General features: G+C 38.4%; 17 protein-coding genes and 1 tRNA gene. 11 read left to right on the forward strand and 7 right to left on the reverse strand.

Annotated elements, in window-relative coordinates; translation table 11 throughout:
* Window positions 1-18 precede the first annotated feature (18 nt).
* The 4 genes from dnaE to DN064_RS02640 all read left to right on the forward strand — a co-directional run bounded on the left by dnaE (window position 19) and on the right by DN064_RS02640 (window position 6009).
* Entirely contained in the window at window positions 19-4404 is a 4386-nt protein-coding gene (gene dnaE / locus DN064_RS02625) for a DNA polymerase III subunit alpha (protein WP_115461049.1), read from the forward strand.
* A 138-nt stretch (window positions 4405-4542) separates the two neighbouring features.
* The gene (gene trxA / locus DN064_RS02630; protein ID WP_115461050.1) at window positions 4543-4860 is read left to right on the forward strand and encodes a thioredoxin; all 318 of its coding nucleotides are present in this window, start codon (window positions 4543-4545) and stop codon (window positions 4858-4860) included.
* A 72-nt stretch (window positions 4861-4932) separates the two neighbouring features.
* Window positions 4933-5862, forward strand: a complete 930-nt coding sequence (locus DN064_RS02635) for a DUF58 domain-containing protein (RefSeq protein ID WP_115461051.1) — start codon at window positions 4933-4935, stop codon at window positions 5860-5862.
* 73 nt (window positions 5863-5935) lie between these two features.
* Window positions 5936-6009: transfer RNA gene (locus tag DN064_RS02640), tRNA-Asp, on the forward strand.
* Window positions 6010-6371: 362 nt separating this feature from the next.
* Here DN064_RS02640 and DN064_RS02645 read toward each other — a convergent pair.
* The 3 genes from DN064_RS02645 to rpsU all read right to left on the reverse strand — a co-directional run bounded on the left by DN064_RS02645 (window position 6372) and on the right by rpsU (window position 7985).
* Window positions 6372-6563, reverse strand: coding sequence for a cold-shock protein (locus DN064_RS02645; RefSeq protein ID WP_115461052.1), 192 nt, complete (start codon window positions 6561-6563; stop codon window positions 6372-6374).
* 263 nt (window positions 6564-6826) lie between these two features.
* Window positions 6827-7699 carry a sigma-70 family RNA polymerase sigma factor gene (locus tag DN064_RS02650; protein ID WP_115461053.1) on the reverse strand — a complete coding sequence of 291 codons (873 nt, stop codon included), beginning with the start codon at window positions 7697-7699 and terminating at the stop codon, window positions 6827-6829.
* 82 nt (window positions 7700-7781) lie between these two features.
* Window positions 7782-7985 carry a 30S ribosomal protein S21 gene (gene rpsU, locus DN064_RS02655; protein ID WP_115461054.1) on the reverse strand — a complete coding sequence of 68 codons (204 nt, stop codon included), beginning with the start codon at window positions 7983-7985 and terminating at the stop codon, window positions 7782-7784.
* 628 nt (window positions 7986-8613) lie between these two features.
* Here rpsU and DN064_RS02660 point away from each other — a divergent pair.
* The 4 genes from DN064_RS02660 to DN064_RS02675 all read left to right on the forward strand — a co-directional run bounded on the left by DN064_RS02660 (window position 8614) and on the right by DN064_RS02675 (window position 13333).
* On the forward strand, window positions 8614-10092 hold the full coding sequence (locus DN064_RS02660) for an arylsulfatase (RefSeq protein WP_115461055.1): 1479 nt from the start codon (window positions 8614-8616) through the stop codon (window positions 10090-10092).
* A gap of 67 nt (window positions 10093-10159) precedes the next feature.
* Window positions 10160-11209: a SphA family protein gene (locus DN064_RS02665; RefSeq protein WP_115461056.1), complete on the forward strand. Its 1050-nt coding sequence runs from the start codon at window positions 10160-10162 to the stop codon at window positions 11207-11209.
* A gap of 107 nt (window positions 11210-11316) precedes the next feature.
* Window positions 11317-12399, forward strand: a complete 1083-nt coding sequence (locus DN064_RS02670) for a BamA/TamA family outer membrane protein (protein WP_157962210.1) — start codon at window positions 11317-11319, stop codon at window positions 12397-12399.
* A gap of 124 nt (window positions 12400-12523) precedes the next feature.
* Window positions 12524-13333, forward strand: coding sequence for a transporter family protein (locus tag DN064_RS02675; RefSeq protein WP_115461058.1), 810 nt, complete (start codon window positions 12524-12526; stop codon window positions 13331-13333).
* Window positions 13334-13385: 52 nt separating this feature from the next.
* Here the strand turns inward: DN064_RS02675 and DN064_RS02680 are convergent, their stop codons facing one another.
* The 4 genes from DN064_RS02680 to DN064_RS02695 all read right to left on the reverse strand — a co-directional run bounded on the left by DN064_RS02680 (window position 13386) and on the right by DN064_RS02695 (window position 16546).
* Window positions 13386-14165 carry a hypothetical protein gene (locus DN064_RS02680; protein ID WP_115461059.1) on the reverse strand — a complete coding sequence of 260 codons (780 nt, stop codon included), beginning with the start codon at window positions 14163-14165 and terminating at the stop codon, window positions 13386-13388.
* A 497-nt stretch (window positions 14166-14662) separates the two neighbouring features.
* Window positions 14663-14812 (reverse strand): PspC domain-containing protein, encoded by a 150-nt coding sequence (locus DN064_RS02685; RefSeq protein WP_115461060.1) that lies wholly within the window; start codon window positions 14810-14812, stop codon window positions 14663-14665.
* Window positions 14813-14883: 71 nt separating this feature from the next.
* The gene (locus DN064_RS02690; protein ID WP_115461061.1) at window positions 14884-15666 is read right to left on the reverse strand and encodes an alpha/beta fold hydrolase; all 783 of its coding nucleotides are present in this window, start codon (window positions 15664-15666) and stop codon (window positions 14884-14886) included.
* A gap of 148 nt (window positions 15667-15814) precedes the next feature.
* Window positions 15815-16546 carry a porin family protein gene (locus tag DN064_RS02695; protein WP_198659394.1) on the reverse strand — a complete coding sequence of 244 codons (732 nt, stop codon included), beginning with the start codon at window positions 16544-16546 and terminating at the stop codon, window positions 15815-15817.
* Between the two features lie 384 nt (window positions 16547-16930).
* Between DN064_RS02695 and DN064_RS02700 the strand changes: the two genes are divergently transcribed.
* The 3 genes from DN064_RS02700 (at window position 16931) to DN064_RS02710 (ending at window position 19915) form a co-directional block, all read left to right on the forward strand.
* On the forward strand, window positions 16931-17098 hold the full coding sequence (locus tag DN064_RS02700) for a hypothetical protein (protein ID WP_157962211.1): 168 nt from the start codon (window positions 16931-16933) through the stop codon (window positions 17096-17098).
* A 118-nt stretch (window positions 17099-17216) separates the two neighbouring features.
* Window positions 17217-19250, forward strand: a complete 2034-nt coding sequence (locus DN064_RS02705; protein WP_157962212.1) for a tetratricopeptide repeat-containing sensor histidine kinase — start codon at window positions 17217-17219, stop codon at window positions 19248-19250.
* Window positions 19247-19915, forward strand: a complete 669-nt coding sequence (locus DN064_RS02710) for a response regulator (RefSeq protein WP_115461065.1) — start codon at window positions 19247-19249, stop codon at window positions 19913-19915. The genes DN064_RS02705 and DN064_RS02710 overlap by 4 nt, the downstream gene beginning before the upstream one ends.
* The last annotated feature ends 108 nt before the right edge of the window (window positions 19916-20023 follow it).

A 20023-nucleotide genomic window follows, 5' to 3' on the forward strand; every position in this document is an offset into this window, starting at 1 on the left:
TGACTTCAATAGTACTTTATGTATTTAATATTTGATACGGAAACTACGGGTCTTCCTAAACGTTGGGATGCGCCCATTACAGATACAGATAATTGGCCAAGAGCCGTTCAAATTGCATGGCAACTGCACGATGCCATGGGTAATTGTATAGAACATGAGGACTATCTTATTACCCCAGAAGGATTTAATGTACCATACGATGCCGAAAAAGTGCATGGTATTTCAACGGAATTAGCACAGGAACAAGGAATCCCTCTAAATGAGGTTCTGGATAAGTTCAACAAAGCCTTGGCTAAGACCAAGTTCGTGGTTGGACAGAATGTCAAGTTCGACATCAACGTTATGGGTGCAGAGTTTGTACGAGGTGATGTTGTTAACCCATTACAGGAATTGCCTGTTTTGGATACTTGTACAGAGCATACGGCAGTCTTATGTCAAATACCTGGTGGCCGTGGTGGTAAATTTAAGTTACCAACCTTAACAGAGTTACATCAGTTTTTATTTAATATTCCATTTGCCGAGGCGCACAACGCGACGGCCGATGTGGAAGCCACTACACGTTGTTTTCTGGAGCTCATCAGAAGACGCGAATACACCAAGGAGCAACTGGATGTGCAGCCAGATTATTTTGAGCAGTTTACAAAGCAGAACCCTAAGCAAATCCAGTTTATTGGTTTAAAGCATATCAATCTCAAGCGCGAAAGTGCTAAGATTAATCAGCGTCTTCAGAAAGCACTGGACGATTCCGCCACCACAGAGATAAGTAGCGATCTTAAAGAGCAGTTAGCAGCAGTCGAGTTTGTACACCTGCACAACCACTCTCAATTCTCCATCCTTCAGTCCACCATAAGTATCAAGGATTTGGTTTCTGCGGCTGCCATAGAAGAGATGCCAGCGGTGGCCTTGACCGATCATGGGAATATGATGGGTGCCTTTCATTTTGTACAAGCAATTTCCAACCACAACAAAAGTGTTAAGGCGCAACATAAAGCTGCCGAAGAATCAGGTGAAACTCCCAAGGGCAAATTAATTACCCCAATTGTGGGATGTGAGTTTTTTGTCTGTGAGAATCATGAAGATAAAACTAGAAAGGACAACGGCTATCAAATTGTACTTCTAGCTAAGAATAAGAAGGGCTATCACAACTTAGCTAAACTTTCCTCCAAAGCCTTTACCGATGGTTTTTATTATGTACCAAGAATTGATAAAAACTTAATCGAGCAATACAAAGAAGACCTCATTTGTCTTACTGGAAACCTATACGGTGAAGTGCCAAGTAAGGTGCTTAATGTTGGTGAGGCCCAGGCCGAAGCTGCCTTAATCTGGTGGAAGGAACAATTTGGTGATGATTTGTACGTGGAGCTAATGCGTCATAATCAGGAAGATGAAAACCGTGTGAACCAGGTGTTGATCCAGTTGGCTAGAAAACATGAGGTGAAGCTAGTGGCCACAAACAATGCCTATTATGTAGATCAGGAAAGTGCCAATGCCCATGATATTTTGCTTTGCGTTAAGGATGGTGAGAAACAATCGACCCCTATAGGTCGTGGTCGCGGTTACCGTTACGGTTTGCCTAATCAGGAATACTACTTCAAGTCGTCTGAAGAAATGAAGGCTCTATTCAGGGATGTCCCTGAGGCCATCATCAACATTGAGGAGGTAGTAGAGAAGATTGAGCCCTTTGAGTTGGCTCGCGATGTCCTGCTACCCAAATTTGATATTCCTGAGGAATTCAAGCATGCTGAAGATGAAGAAGATGGAGGCAAGCGCGGTGAGAATGCTTATTTAAAACACCTAACTTACGAAGGAGCTAAGAAGCGTTATGGTGAGATAACAGAGGCCATCAAGGAGCGACTGGATTTTGAGTTGGATGTTATTCAGAATACAGGATACCCTGGGTACTTTCTAATCGTTGAAGATTTTATTCGCGAGGCACGTAATATGGACGTATCAGTGGGACCAGGGCGAGGGTCTGCCGCAGGATCCGTTGTAGCCTACTGCCTCTGGATTACCAATATAGATCCTATTAAGTACGATTTGCTATTTGAGCGTTTCCTCAATCCAGATCGTGTAAGTATGCCTGATATTGATATCGACTTTGATGACGAGGGGCGAGGTCGCGTTATGGATTATGTAATCAATAAGTACGGAGCCAATCAGGTAGCACAAATCATCACCTATGGGACTATGGCGGCCAAGTCGTCTATTAGAGATACGGCAAGGGTATTGGACTTACCCTTGGGAGATGCCGACCGTATTGCAAAGTTGATACCCAACATGTCCAAACTCGGGAAGATCTTTGGGGTCCCAGAGAAGGAATTGGCTAAGAAGTTCCGTTCTGAGGAACTGGATAAGGTCAATGAACTGCTCAATATTTCCGAAGGTCAGGATCTGGAAGCCGAAACGGTGAATCAAGCCAGAGTATTGGAAGGGTCTGTTAGAAATACAGGGATTCATGCTTGTGGTGTGATTATCACACCTGACGATATTACCAATTTTGTTCCCGTAGCCACAGCTAAGGATTCCGATTTGTACGTTACACAGTTCGACAACTCTGTGGTGGAGAGTGCTGGATTGCTCAAGATGGATTTCTTGGGGTTAAAGACCTTGACCTTAATTAAGGATACGGTCAAAATCGTGAAGGCGAAGCATGGAGTGCAATTGAATCCTGAGAATTTCCCTCTGGATGATGAAAAGACCTTTGAGCTCTTCCAGCGTGGTGAAACGGTTGGGATATTCCAATACGAATCACCGGGGATGCAAAAGCATATGAAGGATCTCAAGCCCACCGTTTTTGATGATCTTATTGCTATGAATGCCCTCTATCGTCCCGGTCCCATGGAATACATACCAAGCTTTATCGCTCGTAAACATGGGCGGGAAGACATTGATTACGATTTGCCAGAGATGGAAGAATATCTCAAGGAGACTTATGGGATTACGGTCTATCAGGAGCAGGTCATGTTATTGTCGCAAAAACTAGCCGATTTTACCAAGGGTGAAGCAGATGTCCTGCGAAAGGCCATGGGTAAAAAGCAGAAGGCGGTACTGGACAAGATGAAGCCCAAGTTCATTGACCAGGCAGCTTCTAAGGGCATGGACAAGGACAAACTGGAAAAAATATGGAAAGACTGGGAAGCCTTTGCGAGTTATGCTTTTAACAAATCGCACTCAACATGCTATGCTTGGATTGCTTACCAAACGGCTTACCTAAAAGCCCATTACCCGGCCGAATATATGGCAGCCGTACTGTCTAATAATATGAATGATATTAAATCGGTGACCTTCTTTATGGAAGAGTGTAAGCGTATGCGTTTGCCAGTTCTTGGGCCTGATGTGAATGAGAGTTATTATAAGTTCTCGGTAAATCAGGACAATGCTGTGCGCTTTGGAATGGGTGCTATTAAAGGAGTCGGTCATGGGGCGGTGCGCACCATAGTGGATGACCGAAAAGAGAATGGTCATTACAAATCCATTTTTGATTTGGCCAAACGTATCGATTTAAGGGCGGCCAATAAAAAGTCTTTTGAAGGGCTTGCCAATGCCGGAGGATTCGATTGTTTTTCTGAAACCCACAGAGCTCAGTATTTTGCAAAGGATGGAGATGGTATTACCTTTTTGGAGAAGGCTATAAAATATGGAGCCAAGCATCAGGAAAATGAGAACTCGGCTCAGGTAAGCTTATTTGGAGCGGCTAGCGAGGTGCAAATAGCAGAACCACAAGTACCACCTTGCGAAACCTGGGGAACCATGGAAAAACTGGCTCGTGAGAAAGAAGTGGTTGGTATTTATATCTCCGGGCACCCTCTGGATGATTTTAAAATTGAAATGCGCAATTTCTGCAATGGGACGGTCTCCCTATTTAATGATCTGCAGCAGATTGTCAATAAGGAGGTGACCTTTGGAGGAGTGGTGGCCGACGTGCAGCACCGCACCAGCAAGCAAGGTAAGGGTTGGGCAGCATTTACCATAGAAGATTATAACGATAGTTTTGAGTTTCGAATTTTTGGAGAAGACTATCTAAAGTTCCGTCATTTTCTGGTTATCAATTCCTTTGTTTATGTTCGGGTTCTGGTGCGTGAAGGATGGGTCAATCGTGACACTGGGAAACAAGGGGACCCGAGAATTCAATTCAATAACTTCCAGCTATTGCACGATGTTATGGATACCTATGCTAAAAAATTATCCATAAAACTAAGCATTCACGATTTAGAAAAAGAGCATGTGACACAGCTTAATGAACTGTTGCGCATGCATACCGGTAAACAGGCCTTAAACTTTGTGATTTATGATGATGCCGATAAGATCAAGTTGCAAATGCCTAGTAGAAAACAAAAGGTTAGCATCTCTCAGGAATTGCTGAATGAACTTGAAGAAATTGAAGTGCGGTACGGCATTAATTAGGGATCTGTCTAGGCTGCTGATAGAGATTTGGTTTAACAATGCACATATAAGCAAAACAAATGTTAGGGGTGTAAGGAATGGGTGATTTTTTGACTAATATTGCACATTAATTGAAGTAGAATATATACACATAATAATATGGCATTAGAAATAACAGACGCTACGTTTGAAGAAACAGTTTTAAACAGCGACAAACCAGTAATGGTAGATTTTTGGGCTGCATGGTGTGGTCCATGTAGAATGGTTGGTCCTATCATCGATGAGATCAGCTCAGAGTATGATGGTAAGGCAGTAGTAGGAAAGGTAGATGTTGATGCTAACCAGGAATTTGCTGCTAAATACGGAGTAAGAAACATTCCAACCGTTTTAGTGTTTCAAAACGGAGAGGTTGTAGGTCGTCAAGTAGGTGTAGCACCTAAAAATGCGTATGCTGAAGCTTTAGACGCCCTGTTATAATACAGACTTCTAAAAGAAATGATAAAAGGTTTGCCGTAATGGCAAACCTTTTTTAGTTTGGACATTTAGCAAATGGATTTACAATTAGAGTTAAATAAGGCAGGAGGGTTTAAAAACCTGGATTTGTTGGCCAAGCGGGTTGTTGAAGGCTTTATTGCAGGTATGCATAAGAGTCCTTTCCACGGCTTTTCGGCCGAATTTGCCGAGCACAAAATCTATAACCAGGGAGAAAGCACCAGGCATATCGACTGGAAACTCTTTGCTAAGACAGACCGTCTGTATACCAAACGCTATGATGAGGAAACCAATTTAAGGTGCCACTTGATTTTGGATGGCAGTCCTTCTATGTTCTATCCGGAAAAAAAGTCAACGGATATTAGCAATCTGAATAAAATTGGTTTTTCGGCTTTAGCCTGTGCTTCGTTGATGCATATACTTAAAAAGCAGCGTGATGCCGTAGGCTTAAGTATTTACAGTGATACCTATAAATTCTATGCCCCCGAAAAGGGGAGTGAACGACATCATCAAATGCTATTGGCCCAATTGGCCAATGCCATTATTAAAGAGGATGAAGCCCAACAAACCGCTACCTATACCTATTTGCATCAAATAGCCGAAAAGATTCATCGTCGGTCGTTGATCTTCTTATTTACCGATATGTTTCAAACAGCACAGAGCGACCAAAAACTGTTTGAAGCGCTTCGCCATTTAAAGTACAATAAACACGAGGTAGTATTATTCCATGTGTTTGACAAGGCCACCGAATATATCTTTGATTTTGATAACAACCCCAAGCAATTTATTGATGTGGAGACCGGTGATCATATAGATCTGTATCCAGACAATATCAAACAAGATTACGAAACTGCAGTTGCTACCTATTTCAAGGACTTAAAGCTTAAATGCGGACAGTACGGTATTAAATACGTGGAGGCGGATATCAAGCAGGGCTTTAATCCCATTTTAACAACCTATATGGTAGAGCGGCAAAAATTTGTTTAGGCGAGCGAATTTTGAATAAAAATGTTTGTTGGGTCAAAAAAGCAATGTATATTTGCCCTCGCATTTACGCAACGGTCTGGTAGTTCAGCTGGTTAGAATATCTGCCTGTCACGCAGGGGGTCGCGGGTTCGAGTCCCGTCCAGACCGCAAAAAGCTTCTTGACAGAGAAGCTTTTTTAGTATTAAGACGTTGTGTTGTCCAGAGTAAGATCTGGATAAGTAGTGAGATTCTTATCCTGACAGAATCGTCAGGAAAGAGTTGAACAATGAAAGGCTTTCCTTTTTTCACTTAGTGAAAATCGGGATGCTTTTTTGTTTTAGGAGGGTGTCTAAATTGCTTAAAAGGTGTCCAAGAAGGTGTGCACAATAATCTGAAGTTTGCTTCTATAATTTAAAGTAAAATCAGCTGTCCTGGTAAAATTATTTATCTAAAACCAGATAAAATTTCATGAAATAAGAAAAGGTTGTCTTAAAGACAACCTTTTTACAAAAATGAACTAAAATAAGTTATTAAATAACTTCTACTTGAATAGCGTTTAATCCTTTTTTTCCTTTTTCAGTCATGAAACGAACTTTGTCGTCTTCTCTAATGTCAGAAATTAAACCAGAAGAATGAACGAAAATATCTTCCCCGGTTTCATTTGATTTGATAAAGCCAAAACCTTTGGCGTTGTTAAAAAACTTTACGGTGCCTTCTTGCATCACATTAAATTTTAAGTTAATAATTAATCTTGTTTAATTAGAGGTAAATAAGCATAAGACGAAAGCTCTTTTTTATTAAGCCTAGGTTCTATCTAGTTTAAGACCTAAAAAAATAAAGTGATGTAAAATAAAATAGGAAGGAGAGTAAAACTCTTTTAACTAATTACTTGAAATACCCTATAATTAAAAAGGTGTTCTAATTTAAACGAGCGCAAAGTTAAGTCTTTTTTATCTGATAATGAATTCATTGAGTAGTTATTAACTTATCTAGTTACGTTTAAGTAATTAGCTAGAACCTGTATGCTTGATTTTAGGCGTAATTTTTTAATAGCCAAATCCTTCAATTGTCTTACACGTTCACGAGAAATGCTGAAAGTATGGCCGATTTCCAGTAAGCTCATAGCTTCATCCCCATTCAATCCAAAATACAATTTAAGCACATCGGCCTCACGTTCGGAAAGTCCGCTCAATGCTGTATTAATGTCTGAGCACATCGACTCATGTAGCAAATTAGCATCTGGTTTTGGGCTACTTAAATTTTCAATAAGGTTATACCGAGTGGATTCCGAATCTTCCTTTACCGGAGCATCCATGGAAATATGTTTTTTAGAATGCTCGTGGCATTGTAGGATTTGTTCTTTAGAAGTTCCTATATGTTGTGCTATTTCGTCTATTGTAGGTTGGCGTTGATATTCCTGCTCAAAAAACGATTGAAAATTATACATCTTTTGCATCATTGACACCTTATTTAAAGGAAGTCGGATTGTTTTTGAGTTTTCAGAGATGGATTGAATTATTGATTGTCTTATCCACCAAACAGCATATGAAATAAACTTAAAGCCTCTTGTTTCGTCAAAGCGCTGGGCAGCCTTAATCAAGCCCATATTACCTTCGTTTATAAGATCAGGCAAATTTAAACCACGATTCTGATATTGTTTAGCAACAGAAATCACAAAACGTAAATTTGCTGAGACTAGAGTATTTAATGCTTTATTATCACCCTCTCTAATGAGCTTAGCTAGTTCCACCTCTTTTTCACCATTAATCAATGGGAGTTTATTTACCTCTAGTAAATACCGGTCAAGAGAAACAGTATCCCTTGAGGTGATTTTCTCAGTAATTTTTAGCTGTCTCATACCAAAATTTTTAAAGGTGAAGGTTAAACATTTGATCTATTTGAAACCAACTCATTCTCCTTAATCAAATTTCTTGAATTGATTAAATATCCTCATGGCCTTGTGATCTAAGATAAGCAGCCTTGTGCTGGGCTTTCTGTAATTGAAGTCGTTTTTTCTTTGAAGGTTTTGTGAAGTGTTTGCGTTCTCTTAGTTCTTCCTTCTGTTTAACATTTTTTACTTTTCGTCTATATCGTTTAATGGCACGATCGATATTTTCACCTTCTTTAATAAGGATTTTTAACATATTCTCTTGAGTTTTGAAATTAGTAATTAACTAAATTCTAAAAAGCAACCGTATCAGAATTGATAAGTATCACAGAAGTAGGACCAGATGCTAAAAAGATACTGCTGAAGTGCGCTTAAAAAAAGGAAAAGGACTTTAAAGAACTTGAGTTGGTAAGTTACATTCGTTTATTGGGTAATGCAATTAATAGTCAACTTAATATTAGAACTTCTTGACAGAGAAGCTTTTTTAGTATTAAGACGTTGTGTTGTCCAGAGTAAGATCTGGATATGTAGTGAGATTCTCAAGGAAATTGAGAGTTGAACAATGAAAGGCTTTCCTTTTTTCACTTAGTGAAAATCGGGATGCTTTTTTGTTTTAAGGAAATTCTTTCAGGGTTGTAACCCGATCCTATCATCTTCAAGATAGTCACGTTTAGAAACAGGATATGATCCTTGTGACATGTATTAAAAAGCAAATGGGATTAAAAATAATCCAATCATCTTCGGATACTGCATTTTAGTCTATAGTTATATGTAATTGAGCGAATCAAGTACTTAAAATTCTTAGGTCTTCTTTACCTTTTTGTATTCTTTCAATAGACGAGTACAAGATCATTGAATAGTCATAACATTTAAACCAGTGAATCATGAAGCTTATCTTTCAAAACAAGTTTAATTGCCATGTATTATTGGCCTTATTTATGTTTATAACAGGCAATCTCTGTGCACAAGGTGAGAGGCCAAATGTAGTGATTATGTTAGCTGATAATATGGGTTATGGTGATTTGGGGGTGTATGGTGGTGGAGAAATACGGGGAATGCCAACCCCAAACATTGATCAAATTGCCAAAGAAGGCCTTCAATTAACACAGTTTTTTGTAGAACCAGGGTGTACTCCAAGTCGTGCGGCGCTCATGACAGGGCGGTATTCAACCAGATCTGGTCTAAACAGTATTATCGTAGCCGGTACCCCAAGTACCCTTCAGGATGGTGAATTAACCATGGCTGAGATGTTCAAATCTAAGGGATATGATACTGGTATGGTAGGTAAATGGCATTTGGGTCAAGAGCAACAAAGCCTGCCTACTAATCAAGGGTTTGATGAGTACCATGTTGGAATACTCGAAACAACAGATGGCACACTTTATCCGGATACCATGAGACGCTCCGGACTTCCCGAGGAGTTTATACAAAACGCACAGCCATATATATGGGAGTCTCAAGACGGAACAGATGAATTAGTTAAGGTACGGGCTTACGATTTAGAATACCGTCGACAAATTGAAAAGGACATTGCCGATGCTTCTGTAAAGTATATAGAAAAACAAGCCAAATCAAAAACACCATTTTTCTTATATGTGGGGTGGTCTCATGTACATTATCCTGGACTTTCGCACTTGGATTTTGTCGGTAAATCAAGCTCAGGTCCATACGGTGATATGGTAATGGAGCTAGACTACAGGACCGGTCAAATTATGAATGCCATTAAAGATGCAGGGATTGAAAACAATACAATTGTTATATGGATTTCTGATAATGGACCAGTTCAATCGCAAGGAACTAATGGGGACTTTATGGGTAGCTCTGCCGGGCCTTGGAGAGGTGAAATTGGGGACGCGCTTGAAGGATCTCTCAGGGTTCCTGGGATAATAAAATGGCCAAATAGAATTAAACCATCTGTTAGTAATGGTATGGTGTCTATTCATGATTTGATGCCTTCACTTGCAGCAGTTATCGGGGCAGACATACCTGAAGATAGGGTCATAGATGGGGTAAATCAGATGGGTTTGTTTACGGGTGAAAATAAATCGGCTAGAGAAAGTTTAATCACTTTCATTGATGGTGAAGTGGCTGCGGTACGATGGAAACACTGGCGAATCTACCCAAGACAATTCACAAACTCTGATGGTACACCAAGCCAATATGGAATTGGAGGTTATAGAGTGGACGGTATGGGCTACCCTGCAATTTATAACATCAAGCAAGATCCGAGAGAGCAATGGAATCAAGTGGGTTTTGTGGCATGGGTTATTGCTCCATATTTAAAAACAGTAACCGAATATTACAAAACACTTCAAGAGTACCCAAACCCAAAACCATTATCCATGACCAAATTTGGTAATTAAAGATGAATAGGAGTTGATTGAGTGCAAGGCAAAGGTGATGCCCAGATTTAATTGAATATTTCAGGTGATGAACACATACATTAGTAATATCGGGCTACTGATTAGAAGACGCTTAGTAATACTAGGGTTGCTTTTAAGTCCTTTAAGTGCGTTGCCACAGCAAGCCTCTGCTTTTCAGGCTGGTCATTATTATCCGGGCCTTATAAATACCAGAGACATGGCCCAACCGCCTTCTTCGGGCTTGTTCGTTTTATGGTATAACTTTTATGCTTCCAGTTCGGCATACTTTGACCAAAATGGTAACAAATTTGACGGTCTTAGTTTAAGTGATATCAATCCTGCCTTACCTGATATAAGTGCAACAACTAAATTAAATGGATTTGGTAGTGCACCCGTAATAGCCTGGGCCTCTGCTAAACTAAAATTCCTTGGAGATGCCCGCTATGTTGTTGGCATAGCTCCTAATTATGTCAGTGCAGATGTATCTGTTTTAACAGAAGGACCAGGTAACGTCTTAGATGTGCCTTTGAGTAATACAAGTACGGTGAAAGTTACGGGATTTGGGGATTTTATTTTTATTCCTTTTGGATTGAGTTGGGGCGGTCAAAAAACGGATGTCACAACAGCATATACCATTTATGCTCCAACAGGAAGATATACTACCGGAGCACCTGATAATATAGGATTAGGGTATTGGACACATCAATTTCAAGGCTTTGGATATTATTACCCAATTGAAGACAAGTCTAGTGCCATAATGTTAGGGTTAACCTATGAGACCAATTCAAAAATTAAGGATATCAATGTGCGTCCCGGATCCCGTTTTACTTTGGAGTACGGATTAAGTCAATTTTTATCTGAAAAATTAGAAGTTGGTATTGCAGGGGCTCACAATTGGCAAGTAACCCGAGACTCAGGTGACGACGTGTTTTGGAATACCGCTAATTTTGACCGTAAAAGTTCATTGTTTTTTAATGTAGGATATTGGCCAATTATACAGCGGTTAATGGTGAATTTTAAATACGGTTTTGATTATGGATTACGTCAGCGATTTAAGAATAATATGTTTGTAATAAACCTTCTTTTTAACCCTAACCTTTTGGTGTCTAAGGACTAATGAGAGGGGTGATTTTTTTTCTGAAAATTATTGAAACTAAAATGCGTTTGACTTTAGTTCTTATTGTAACCCCGTTTATGATCTGTTTTGGTCAAAACAATAAAACGATGGATAGTTTAAGTACTTCCATTATTCAGAACGTGTATATGGAAAGTCCTGAAGGAGTGAGTTCAGATAGTTCCCAGGGGAAAAAGAAGTCGTCATTAAAGGCATACCCTTATGTGTTTTATACCCCGGAGTCTAAATTGGCTTTTGGCGCTGGTGGGATTTATATTTTTTACACAGGGCAATCTCAAAACTTAAAACCTTCAAAAATAGGTTTTGGCGGTTACTATTCTACCAATAATCAATACAAGATTAGTATGAATAATGTCTACTATTTCCTTGAGAACAAGCTGTATTTTGAATTGCCATTAAGTTATGGCTACTTTATAAATAAATTTTGGGGTATTGGAAATGATGTTCCGGATAGTGACACTACTAATTACGCCCAACAAACTTTTTCAGCTACCCTTACAATTCAGTTGCCACCCGAATTATTTTCTGCCGATAGAACAGGTATTATTGTGGATTATGATAACACCACTATAAAAGATAGGATGGGGAATCCACGGTTAGAAGATCCTTCAGTAATTGGTGCCAACGGTGGGCAATTGATTGGTCTAGGAACAGATTTATTATGGGATAAGAGAGACCATCTCTTCTACCCCACAGAAGGCAACTATCAATATTTTAGAGCTATCATTTATCCCGAGTGGAGTGATTTTGTTTTTGCTCAGTTTCAACTGGACGCACGTGTCTATTATAAAACCAATAAGAGAGGTGTTTTGGCAGGAAATTTTTATTTAGAATCTGTCGTTGGTGATGCCCCATTTTACAAGTTGCCCTCAATTGGAGGTGTACAAATGCGAGGCTATTTTTATGGTCGCTACCGGGATAATTTCTTTTCTATGATTCAGCTAGAGCATAGGCAGTTCTTTGCCGAGCGATGGGGGTTTGTAGTTTTTGGAACATTAGGGAACGTGGCAGAAGATATTTTAAAGTTTGATTTTTCTAACTTGAAATACAGCCTTGGCACGGGGCTTAGGTTTAAATTTAATAAGGAGGAGAATGTTAACCTAAGAGCTGATTTGGGTATTGGTATTGATGGTAGTACCGGCATTTATTTTGGTATTGAAGAAGCTTTCTAAATGGTTGAAAGAAATGACTTTTGTCTACAGTTAGGTGAATATGGACTACAATTTGTGGGTAATCAACTATTTAAAATATGTAACTTAACTTTATTAATGATTTTTAACTTTAAAAGGTAATGAAATGAAAAAACTAAGTATTTATTTAGCGTTAGTACTTTGGGCTGTTTGTATATCAGGGCTACTGGCTCAAGCTGATTCTACTAAATCAGCTTCTAGTGATTTGGCTAACAAAATTCAAAACCCCATAGCTAGTCTCATCAGTGTTCCTTTTCAAAATAACCTAGACTTTAATGTAGGCCCTTTTGATCGAAACCGTAACACACTTAATATTCAACCAGTAATACCTTTTTCGCTCGGTGATAAATTCAATCTTATTACCAGAACTATTATTCCAATTATATCACGACCTGTTGGTCTTGATAATCGATCTTCTGGTATTGGGGATATCAGTTTAAGTCTATTTCTAACCTCAGCCAAGCCTAAAAAATTAATAACAGGCTATGGTGTGGCTTTAGGAATACCAACAGGAAAGACGGGTATTGGGTTAGATAAGTGGACCGCTGGACCATCATTCATTGCTCTTACCCAACAAAATGGCTGGACTATTGGTGCTCTATTACAAAATACCTGGGATTTTGCAGGCTCAGATGATGTGGTATCTGATGTTAACTTTTTCTATTCTCAAGTGTTTGTGGTTAAGAATTTACAGAAAGGATGGTATGTTAATTCAGCACCCATCATAACCTCAGATTGGGAGGCTCCAAGCGACAACAGATGGACAGTGCCTTTAGGTGGAGGCTTTGGTAGATTATTTAAATTAGGGAAGTTACCAATTAATGCTCAGATAGGGTATTATTTCAATGTAATAAAACCCGTTTTGGGTCCATCATCTCAATTTCGATTCCAAGTAGTGTTTCTATTTCCTAAATAAGTAATTATAGAATTAGTTGGATTGAGGTTCTTGTAATAATTATATAAACCGGCTATTCAATAGACTTGGCTAGAGCAATGTTCATACATGCTTCAATTTCAGCTAGGGATAACTGCCAATATTCATCTTTTGATACATCCTTTGCAGGAATATCGCCTTCCTTTTCTTTTAAACCATTGGATAAGACGGGGGCTCGATATAATTCAAACCATTTTTCAGAGGAACTGAAAGGCATGTCAGTAGGGTCAAAAGCTTCAGAAAAATCGGTAATTGTTTTTGTCTTTTCCCAGATTTCTTTGCGTTTAGCGTTATACGCTGTTACTTTAACTTTGGCACTAAATTTTATGGAAGAAACACTAGAAACTTTGTTCATGGCAATTCCCCGGCTTTTTCCGCCACCATATTTGAAGTCGAAGTCAATTTCGTAATAAATATCTGCTTTGGTTTTAATTTTTTTGAGCTTGTTTTTTGGGAAATATCGCATTTTACTTTTACCAAGGGCATTACTGCCAAAATTACCAAACATATTATTTAAAGATTCTTTAGCTGGTTCATGAGTAACTTCTGATGTTTCTGAATGCTCTGCCAGAATTGCTGCAAACTCTTTTACTATTGATTCTACCTCGTCGAGCGAATAAAGTTCAAAATCAGTTTCACCCTTATAGACGGGCTTTCCATTTCTTGAATAATGATCTATTTGACGGCGTTGAAGGTCTTCGGCAATTTCTAGATCTACTTTATAGATGTGTCCAATTTGTTGAGAATGAGCCGTAAAAACAACAATTAATAAACTTGCAAGTGTTAAGAGAGTAATTCTTAAATTGCTGTGCATAGGATTATTTTAAAAGCACAGAGTATAAAATAAAATGCTGTGCGTTAGACAATATTTGTTAGAAACAATAACACAGCTAAAAAAAACCATGAATGAGTTTCAAGTAAAACTAACATATTATAGTTGCCTGACCAAATGCACTATAGTTGAATAACAATAAGTTGTTCTAAATGCATCTGCTGAGGCAAATCGTACAAAGAGTTTTGTAAATTGGTTTGCTCTTTGAAAAAATTAAAAAGTGTAATATCAATTTAATTCTATGAATGATTTAAAACTTTTAATTTGATTACTACTCCTCTGGCCACGTTGACGACCACCGGAATTTAAGATAGGGTTATGTTAACTTGATTCTTAGATAGTCCGTTTAACGCATTCTTTTACGGGCAGTCTACAAATATTCCATTTTTCAAAAAATTTGGGATTAATAGAAGCATACCTTTTTAACAGGTCAATTTGTAAAGAGAATTACAAGGGTTCATAAATTCTATTAATCTGACTTATTCCGAAAACATCTTAACCACCCAAAGAACCAGATAGAGCCCCAGCCCGGCACCAAATATCAGGACTCCAATAACAAAGGCCACACGTATCATTGATACGTCCCATCCAAGTTTAAGACTTAGCCATTCACAAACTCCTAAAATCATAATATATCGTGTTTTTGTTCTTTTTTAGAGATAGCCAATAATAAAAGAGAAGCTAAAATTAAATGTGCACTCTAATTTAAACGCTGTAAGAACAACAAGCTTTCCTGATTAAAGATGGCTGGTTTTTGAACATTAACTACATGACCACAGTCTTCAATAACATGTAATGACGATAGTGCGTGATTATCAACCACTTTTTTAACGTTGGGCAGGAACAAATGGTCCTGATCTCCCATGATGTAGATGGTGGGGATTCCAATATCATTCAACCTGAAGAATCGTAAGAGTGGATTAATCTCTGAGGCCAATTTAAACCAGCGCATAAACTCTTTTTGGTAGAGTTTCTTGGCTTCGTTAATAAACAAAACGCGTGACTCTTTATGGGCCTTACGAGGCATGATAATGAATGCAAATAATTTATACAGATACATGTATGGAATCACCGATTTACAAATGACTCCAAAACGCATCAGCACTTGCGATCTAAAATTCAGCTTTAATATAGCACCACCCATAATCATACTCTGTACACGCTCTGGGTGCAATTCTGCTAGATTCCGTATTAAAATGGTGCCTAAGGAGATGCCAACAAAATGAGATTTTTGAATCTTTAGATGATCCAGCACCTCCAATATATCGGTTGTAATGGCATCAAACGTATAGGTGCTCTTAAGGGCATCGCTCAGTTTGGGTTTGCTGCGCCCATGACCACGAAGGTCCAAAACCAAAACATTGTAATGTTCTTTAAACGAACGAACCTGTTTGTACCAGATACTGGAACTGCCACCGGCCCCATGCACGAAGGTGACCCACTCGGCATGCAATTCGTTTTTGTATGTGTAGAAGTTAAGCATTAAGTGGCCAAAGATACACTTTTGTAGTTGGATTAATTAAACAGAATAGGTCTCATAAATGGAGTTCAAATTCGGTGAAATAATTTCTTTGTTAAATTACCAAAATGAATAGATACATTAACCTGAGGAAGACTTGATAGAGGTTGCATTATTCCTTCTTATTTTCAAGTTCTTCTTTAGCCTTCGCCTCGCGGCGTTCTTTGGCTTTGGTGGCACCAATAGGGACACTAACCTTTAAAAATAATGCTCGATTATTGGTGCCTGATCGTGCTTTATACACATTAGTAAATCCGTGGTACAAACGAAGCCCAAAACTCCATCCTTTTCCTTTAAGTCGGTAACCCGCACCAAACGCCGCTCCGGCATCCATACGATTTAATTGATCCGAATTGGTCTGTTTAATAATGGATTCAATGCCGGCATTGTCAGATCTAAATTCGATCCAGGCCTTGCGCCTCCAGCCAATTTGAGCACCTCCCTCTATGTAAATATGATTATTAAATTCGTACTTCATTAGAATGGGGATAATAAAATGACGACTACGTTGACTATAGGTGCCCGGCTCTTCATACAGGCGGGCATTTAAAAATTCCAGATCGTTTTCGGTGAGTTTGTCGACACCTAATTCAGACTTTACCAGTACTCCTGTATAGAGACTCCATTGGTTTTTTAGGCGAATATCAAAGTAAAACCCAATGTTAAAGGGAGCTATGTTAGATGAAGTCTCCATATTAGAAATGTTGGAGAAATTCACTCCGCCTTCAAGTCCAAACTCAAGCCCTTCGGAATTAAGCTTGTCACCAAAAATTAAAGATAATAGGACTTGAGAGTGGCTTAGTCCAGTTACAAAAAGCAAAACTATAAGTAGAAGTTGTTTCATTATTTACTAAATATGGTGAGTTTTCGAGTAAAGTTACAGTATTATTTCTTATCAAAATATCGACGAACTGCACTATTAAATCGATGAAATAACACAATAATTTCTGACAAATATGTTTTTTATCGATAAAAAATAACATTTAAACGATGAATTTACGAAAATATGGTTTATGAATTCTATATTTACAAATCTTCTTTATGCCCTATTCACGTAAGAAGATAACATTTTAATCCATTGAGCTGCTAAGTTTAAAACTTGGTCAGCTTTTTTTGTACCCTGTAGGTCCCTCCCTAAACCAATTAATTATCCATTCTTCCCTCAGAACAATCGCTGTTGCGATTCATGTTTATTAAAACTATTGGTGTAACCCTAAAATATGAACTTATGAAAGCCCTAAAAATTACATTAGCTTTGGTAGCTATTCTAGTACTAACTGTTTCTGGAGTAAAATCTCAAGATGTCACTCCTGAGCAACCAACTTATAAGGAGTATAGTCCTAAAGACCTTATTGCTGCAGAAAAGAAGAAATTGAAGGTAGGTTCTAACGGATAGTTAGAATCACAACCTCTATAATCTAGTCCAAATAGTCTGCTGTTTGGACTTTTGTTGCTCCATAAATTTCATGTTTTAAAAATTAGTCTATTTTTGAGTTAAGACTAATTATCCCACATTGAATCGAATAAGGCAATTCATATTTTTAGGTCTGATACTTATTTCATGCTCTGGTTTTTCTCAAGACATATTGCAGGCTAATAAAACTATTGATAGTCTGATATTTATTTGTAGGAACAGTAATCGATCTCCTGAAGAACGGTTGAAACTTGCATTTAAAGCGGAAAAAATTGCTACCCAATTAGATGTAGACTCCATAAAGGTTAAGGTGTGGAGAACTCTGGCTTTGATGCATCAGGCTAATAATGATCTGGACAATTATGTAAAAGTCAATGCGGATTATTTAGAGTTAGCCTCTAAAATAAAAGACACTTTTTCAATTTCAGCGGCCTCAGCGAATTTAGGATCCTATTATCGATATGTTGCGCAAAACGATACAGCCTATTATTATTTGAACAATGCCTTAAAATACTATGGCGAAAACGAGTTTTCAATAGGAAAAGCTGAGACCCTTTATATTCTGGCAGATATACAACATGTTGCAAAAATTTATGATGGGGCAGAATCTGATGCCGTAAAAGCATTAAAAGTCTTAGAAGGTATAGAGACTTCTGAGCAGTCATTAGATGCGTACTCAAACGTTTATAATTTATTGGCAATCATCTCACAGGACTTAGGAGAAAATGAGAGGGCAATCTCGTATTATAATCAATCTATCGACTATGCCAATAAAATGGAGGATGGTTATATAAATGTAGTTTATGCCCAAAATAATATAGCAAGTTCTCTAAGAGATTTAAAAAGGTACCAGGACGCTCTTGAAATATTGGAAGATATTGAAAGTCAACTAGAGCGATATGAGTCTATAGATCCTTCATTTTATGGGACCATTATCAATAATATAGCATTAACTGAAGTGGAGTCAGGTCAGTTTAACTTCGAAGATGCTGAACAAAAATATAAGCTGGCAAGTCATATTTGTCTACAGAATGATTATCCAAATGGGTACTTAAATGCACTTTTAGACTTATCAGAGCTCTATTTGATAGGTTCTTATCAAGATTCTGTCAGAAAATATGGTAAAATTTCGTTAGAAATGGCTGATGATTTGATCTCTAATCAAGCCAAACAACGGGCCTTATATTTACTCTCAGAAGTTACACAAGGTGAAGCTGGAAAAAACTATTTAAGGGAGCATATAAGACTTGAGGATAGTTTAGAAGCGGAAGAACGTTTGGTCCGTAATAAGATTGCTCGAATTAAGTTTGATACCGACCAGCTTCAGGCTAAGAATGAGCAAATCTCAAAAGAGAATTTTTACTTGCTAATTCTTTCAGGAGCTTTGTTGCTTACTGGGTTATTGGTGTATGTCATTATAAGCCAACGGGCCCGTAACAAAGAGCTGCGTTTACGACAAGCGCAGCAAGAGGCTAATGAGGAAATCTACAACCTGATGCTGAATCAGCAGGATAAAATTGAAGAGGCCCGAAGTGCCGAAAAGATTCGTGTTTCCAAGGAGCTACATGATGGGGTGTTGGGACGTTTATTTGGGGTGCGTCTAAGCCTGGACAGTCTCAATTTTTCGGAAGGGAAAGAAGCAATGACCAATAGGGGTAATTATATCAATCAATTAAAAGGCATTGAAGAGGACATCAGAAAAATTTCCCATGAAATGAATACCGACTTTGTAGGTGGAGCTGGATTTACAGACATATTAAGCGATTTGGTAGAGACTCAGGCAACAGCTTATGACCTTAAATTCGAATTCAATTGTTCCGACGATATTAACTGGGAAGTCCTGTCTAATAAGTTGAAGATTAACTTGTACCGTATTGTTCAGGAATCCATGCAAAATATTTACAAACATGCCCAGGCTACGACAATTCGCATTGCAATTTCGTTAATTAATAACGACCTTTGTTTAGAGGTGACAGATGATGGACAAGGATTCGATGTCAATAAACAGCGACGTGGAATCGGATTAAAGAATATGTCTTCTCGCGTAAATGAAGTCAATGGAACTGTGAAGTTTCAATCAAAAATTGGGGACGGAACCACTGTAAGCGTTCTTATCCCAGGGGATCAATTATGAATCACATCAACATCCTAATGGTGGACGACCATCCCATCATTATTGAAGGCTATCAGAATGTGCTGATGGCTTCCAAAAAAGAAGACCAAACTCTTTTAATCGATACAGCAAATAATTGTGACATGGCAGTTACCATGATTCAGCGTGCTGCCAAAAGTCAGCCTTATGATGTTTGCTTTTTTGATATATCGCTTCCCGGTTCCAGTGATGGTAAGTATACCTCTGGTCAAGATTTAGCCTTATTGGCACGCCAGGTGCTGCCCCATGCCAAGATTGTGATTCTGACCATGTTTAATGAGAGTTTTAGAATTCATAATATTATCAAGGAAATTAATCCAGATGGATTTTTGATAAAAAGTGATCTAACCTCTATTGAGCTCACGGATGCCTTCCAGCAGATTCTTAGGTTTCCTCCTTACTACAGTAGTACGGTTACCAATTATTTGAAAAAGGTAGTAGTGAGCCAGATCAACATCGACGATATTAATCGCAAGATTCTACACTTCCTTAGCCAAGGCGTCAAGACCAGGAGTCTTGGGGAGTATGTTGGATTGTCCACTAGTGCGATCGAAAAACGAAAAAAGCAGCTCAAATTATTGTTTTCCGTCACGGATGGTAAAGACGAAACCTTGTTAAAGGAGGCTAGAGATAAAGGGTTTCTGTAATTAGCACCCTTCGAATTACGGTTTTTCCGCATCAAGTTTACGGTTTTCCCACAACAAAAAGTCAGTTCGTCAAATTACCTTTACCAAGTCAACAAGAACGAGATTGAT

The sequence above is a fragment of the Winogradskyella aurantiaca genome (assembly GCF_003362725.1).
GTDB classification, from domain to species: Bacteria; Bacteroidota; Bacteroidia; order Flavobacteriales; family Flavobacteriaceae; genus Winogradskyella_A; species Winogradskyella_A aurantiaca.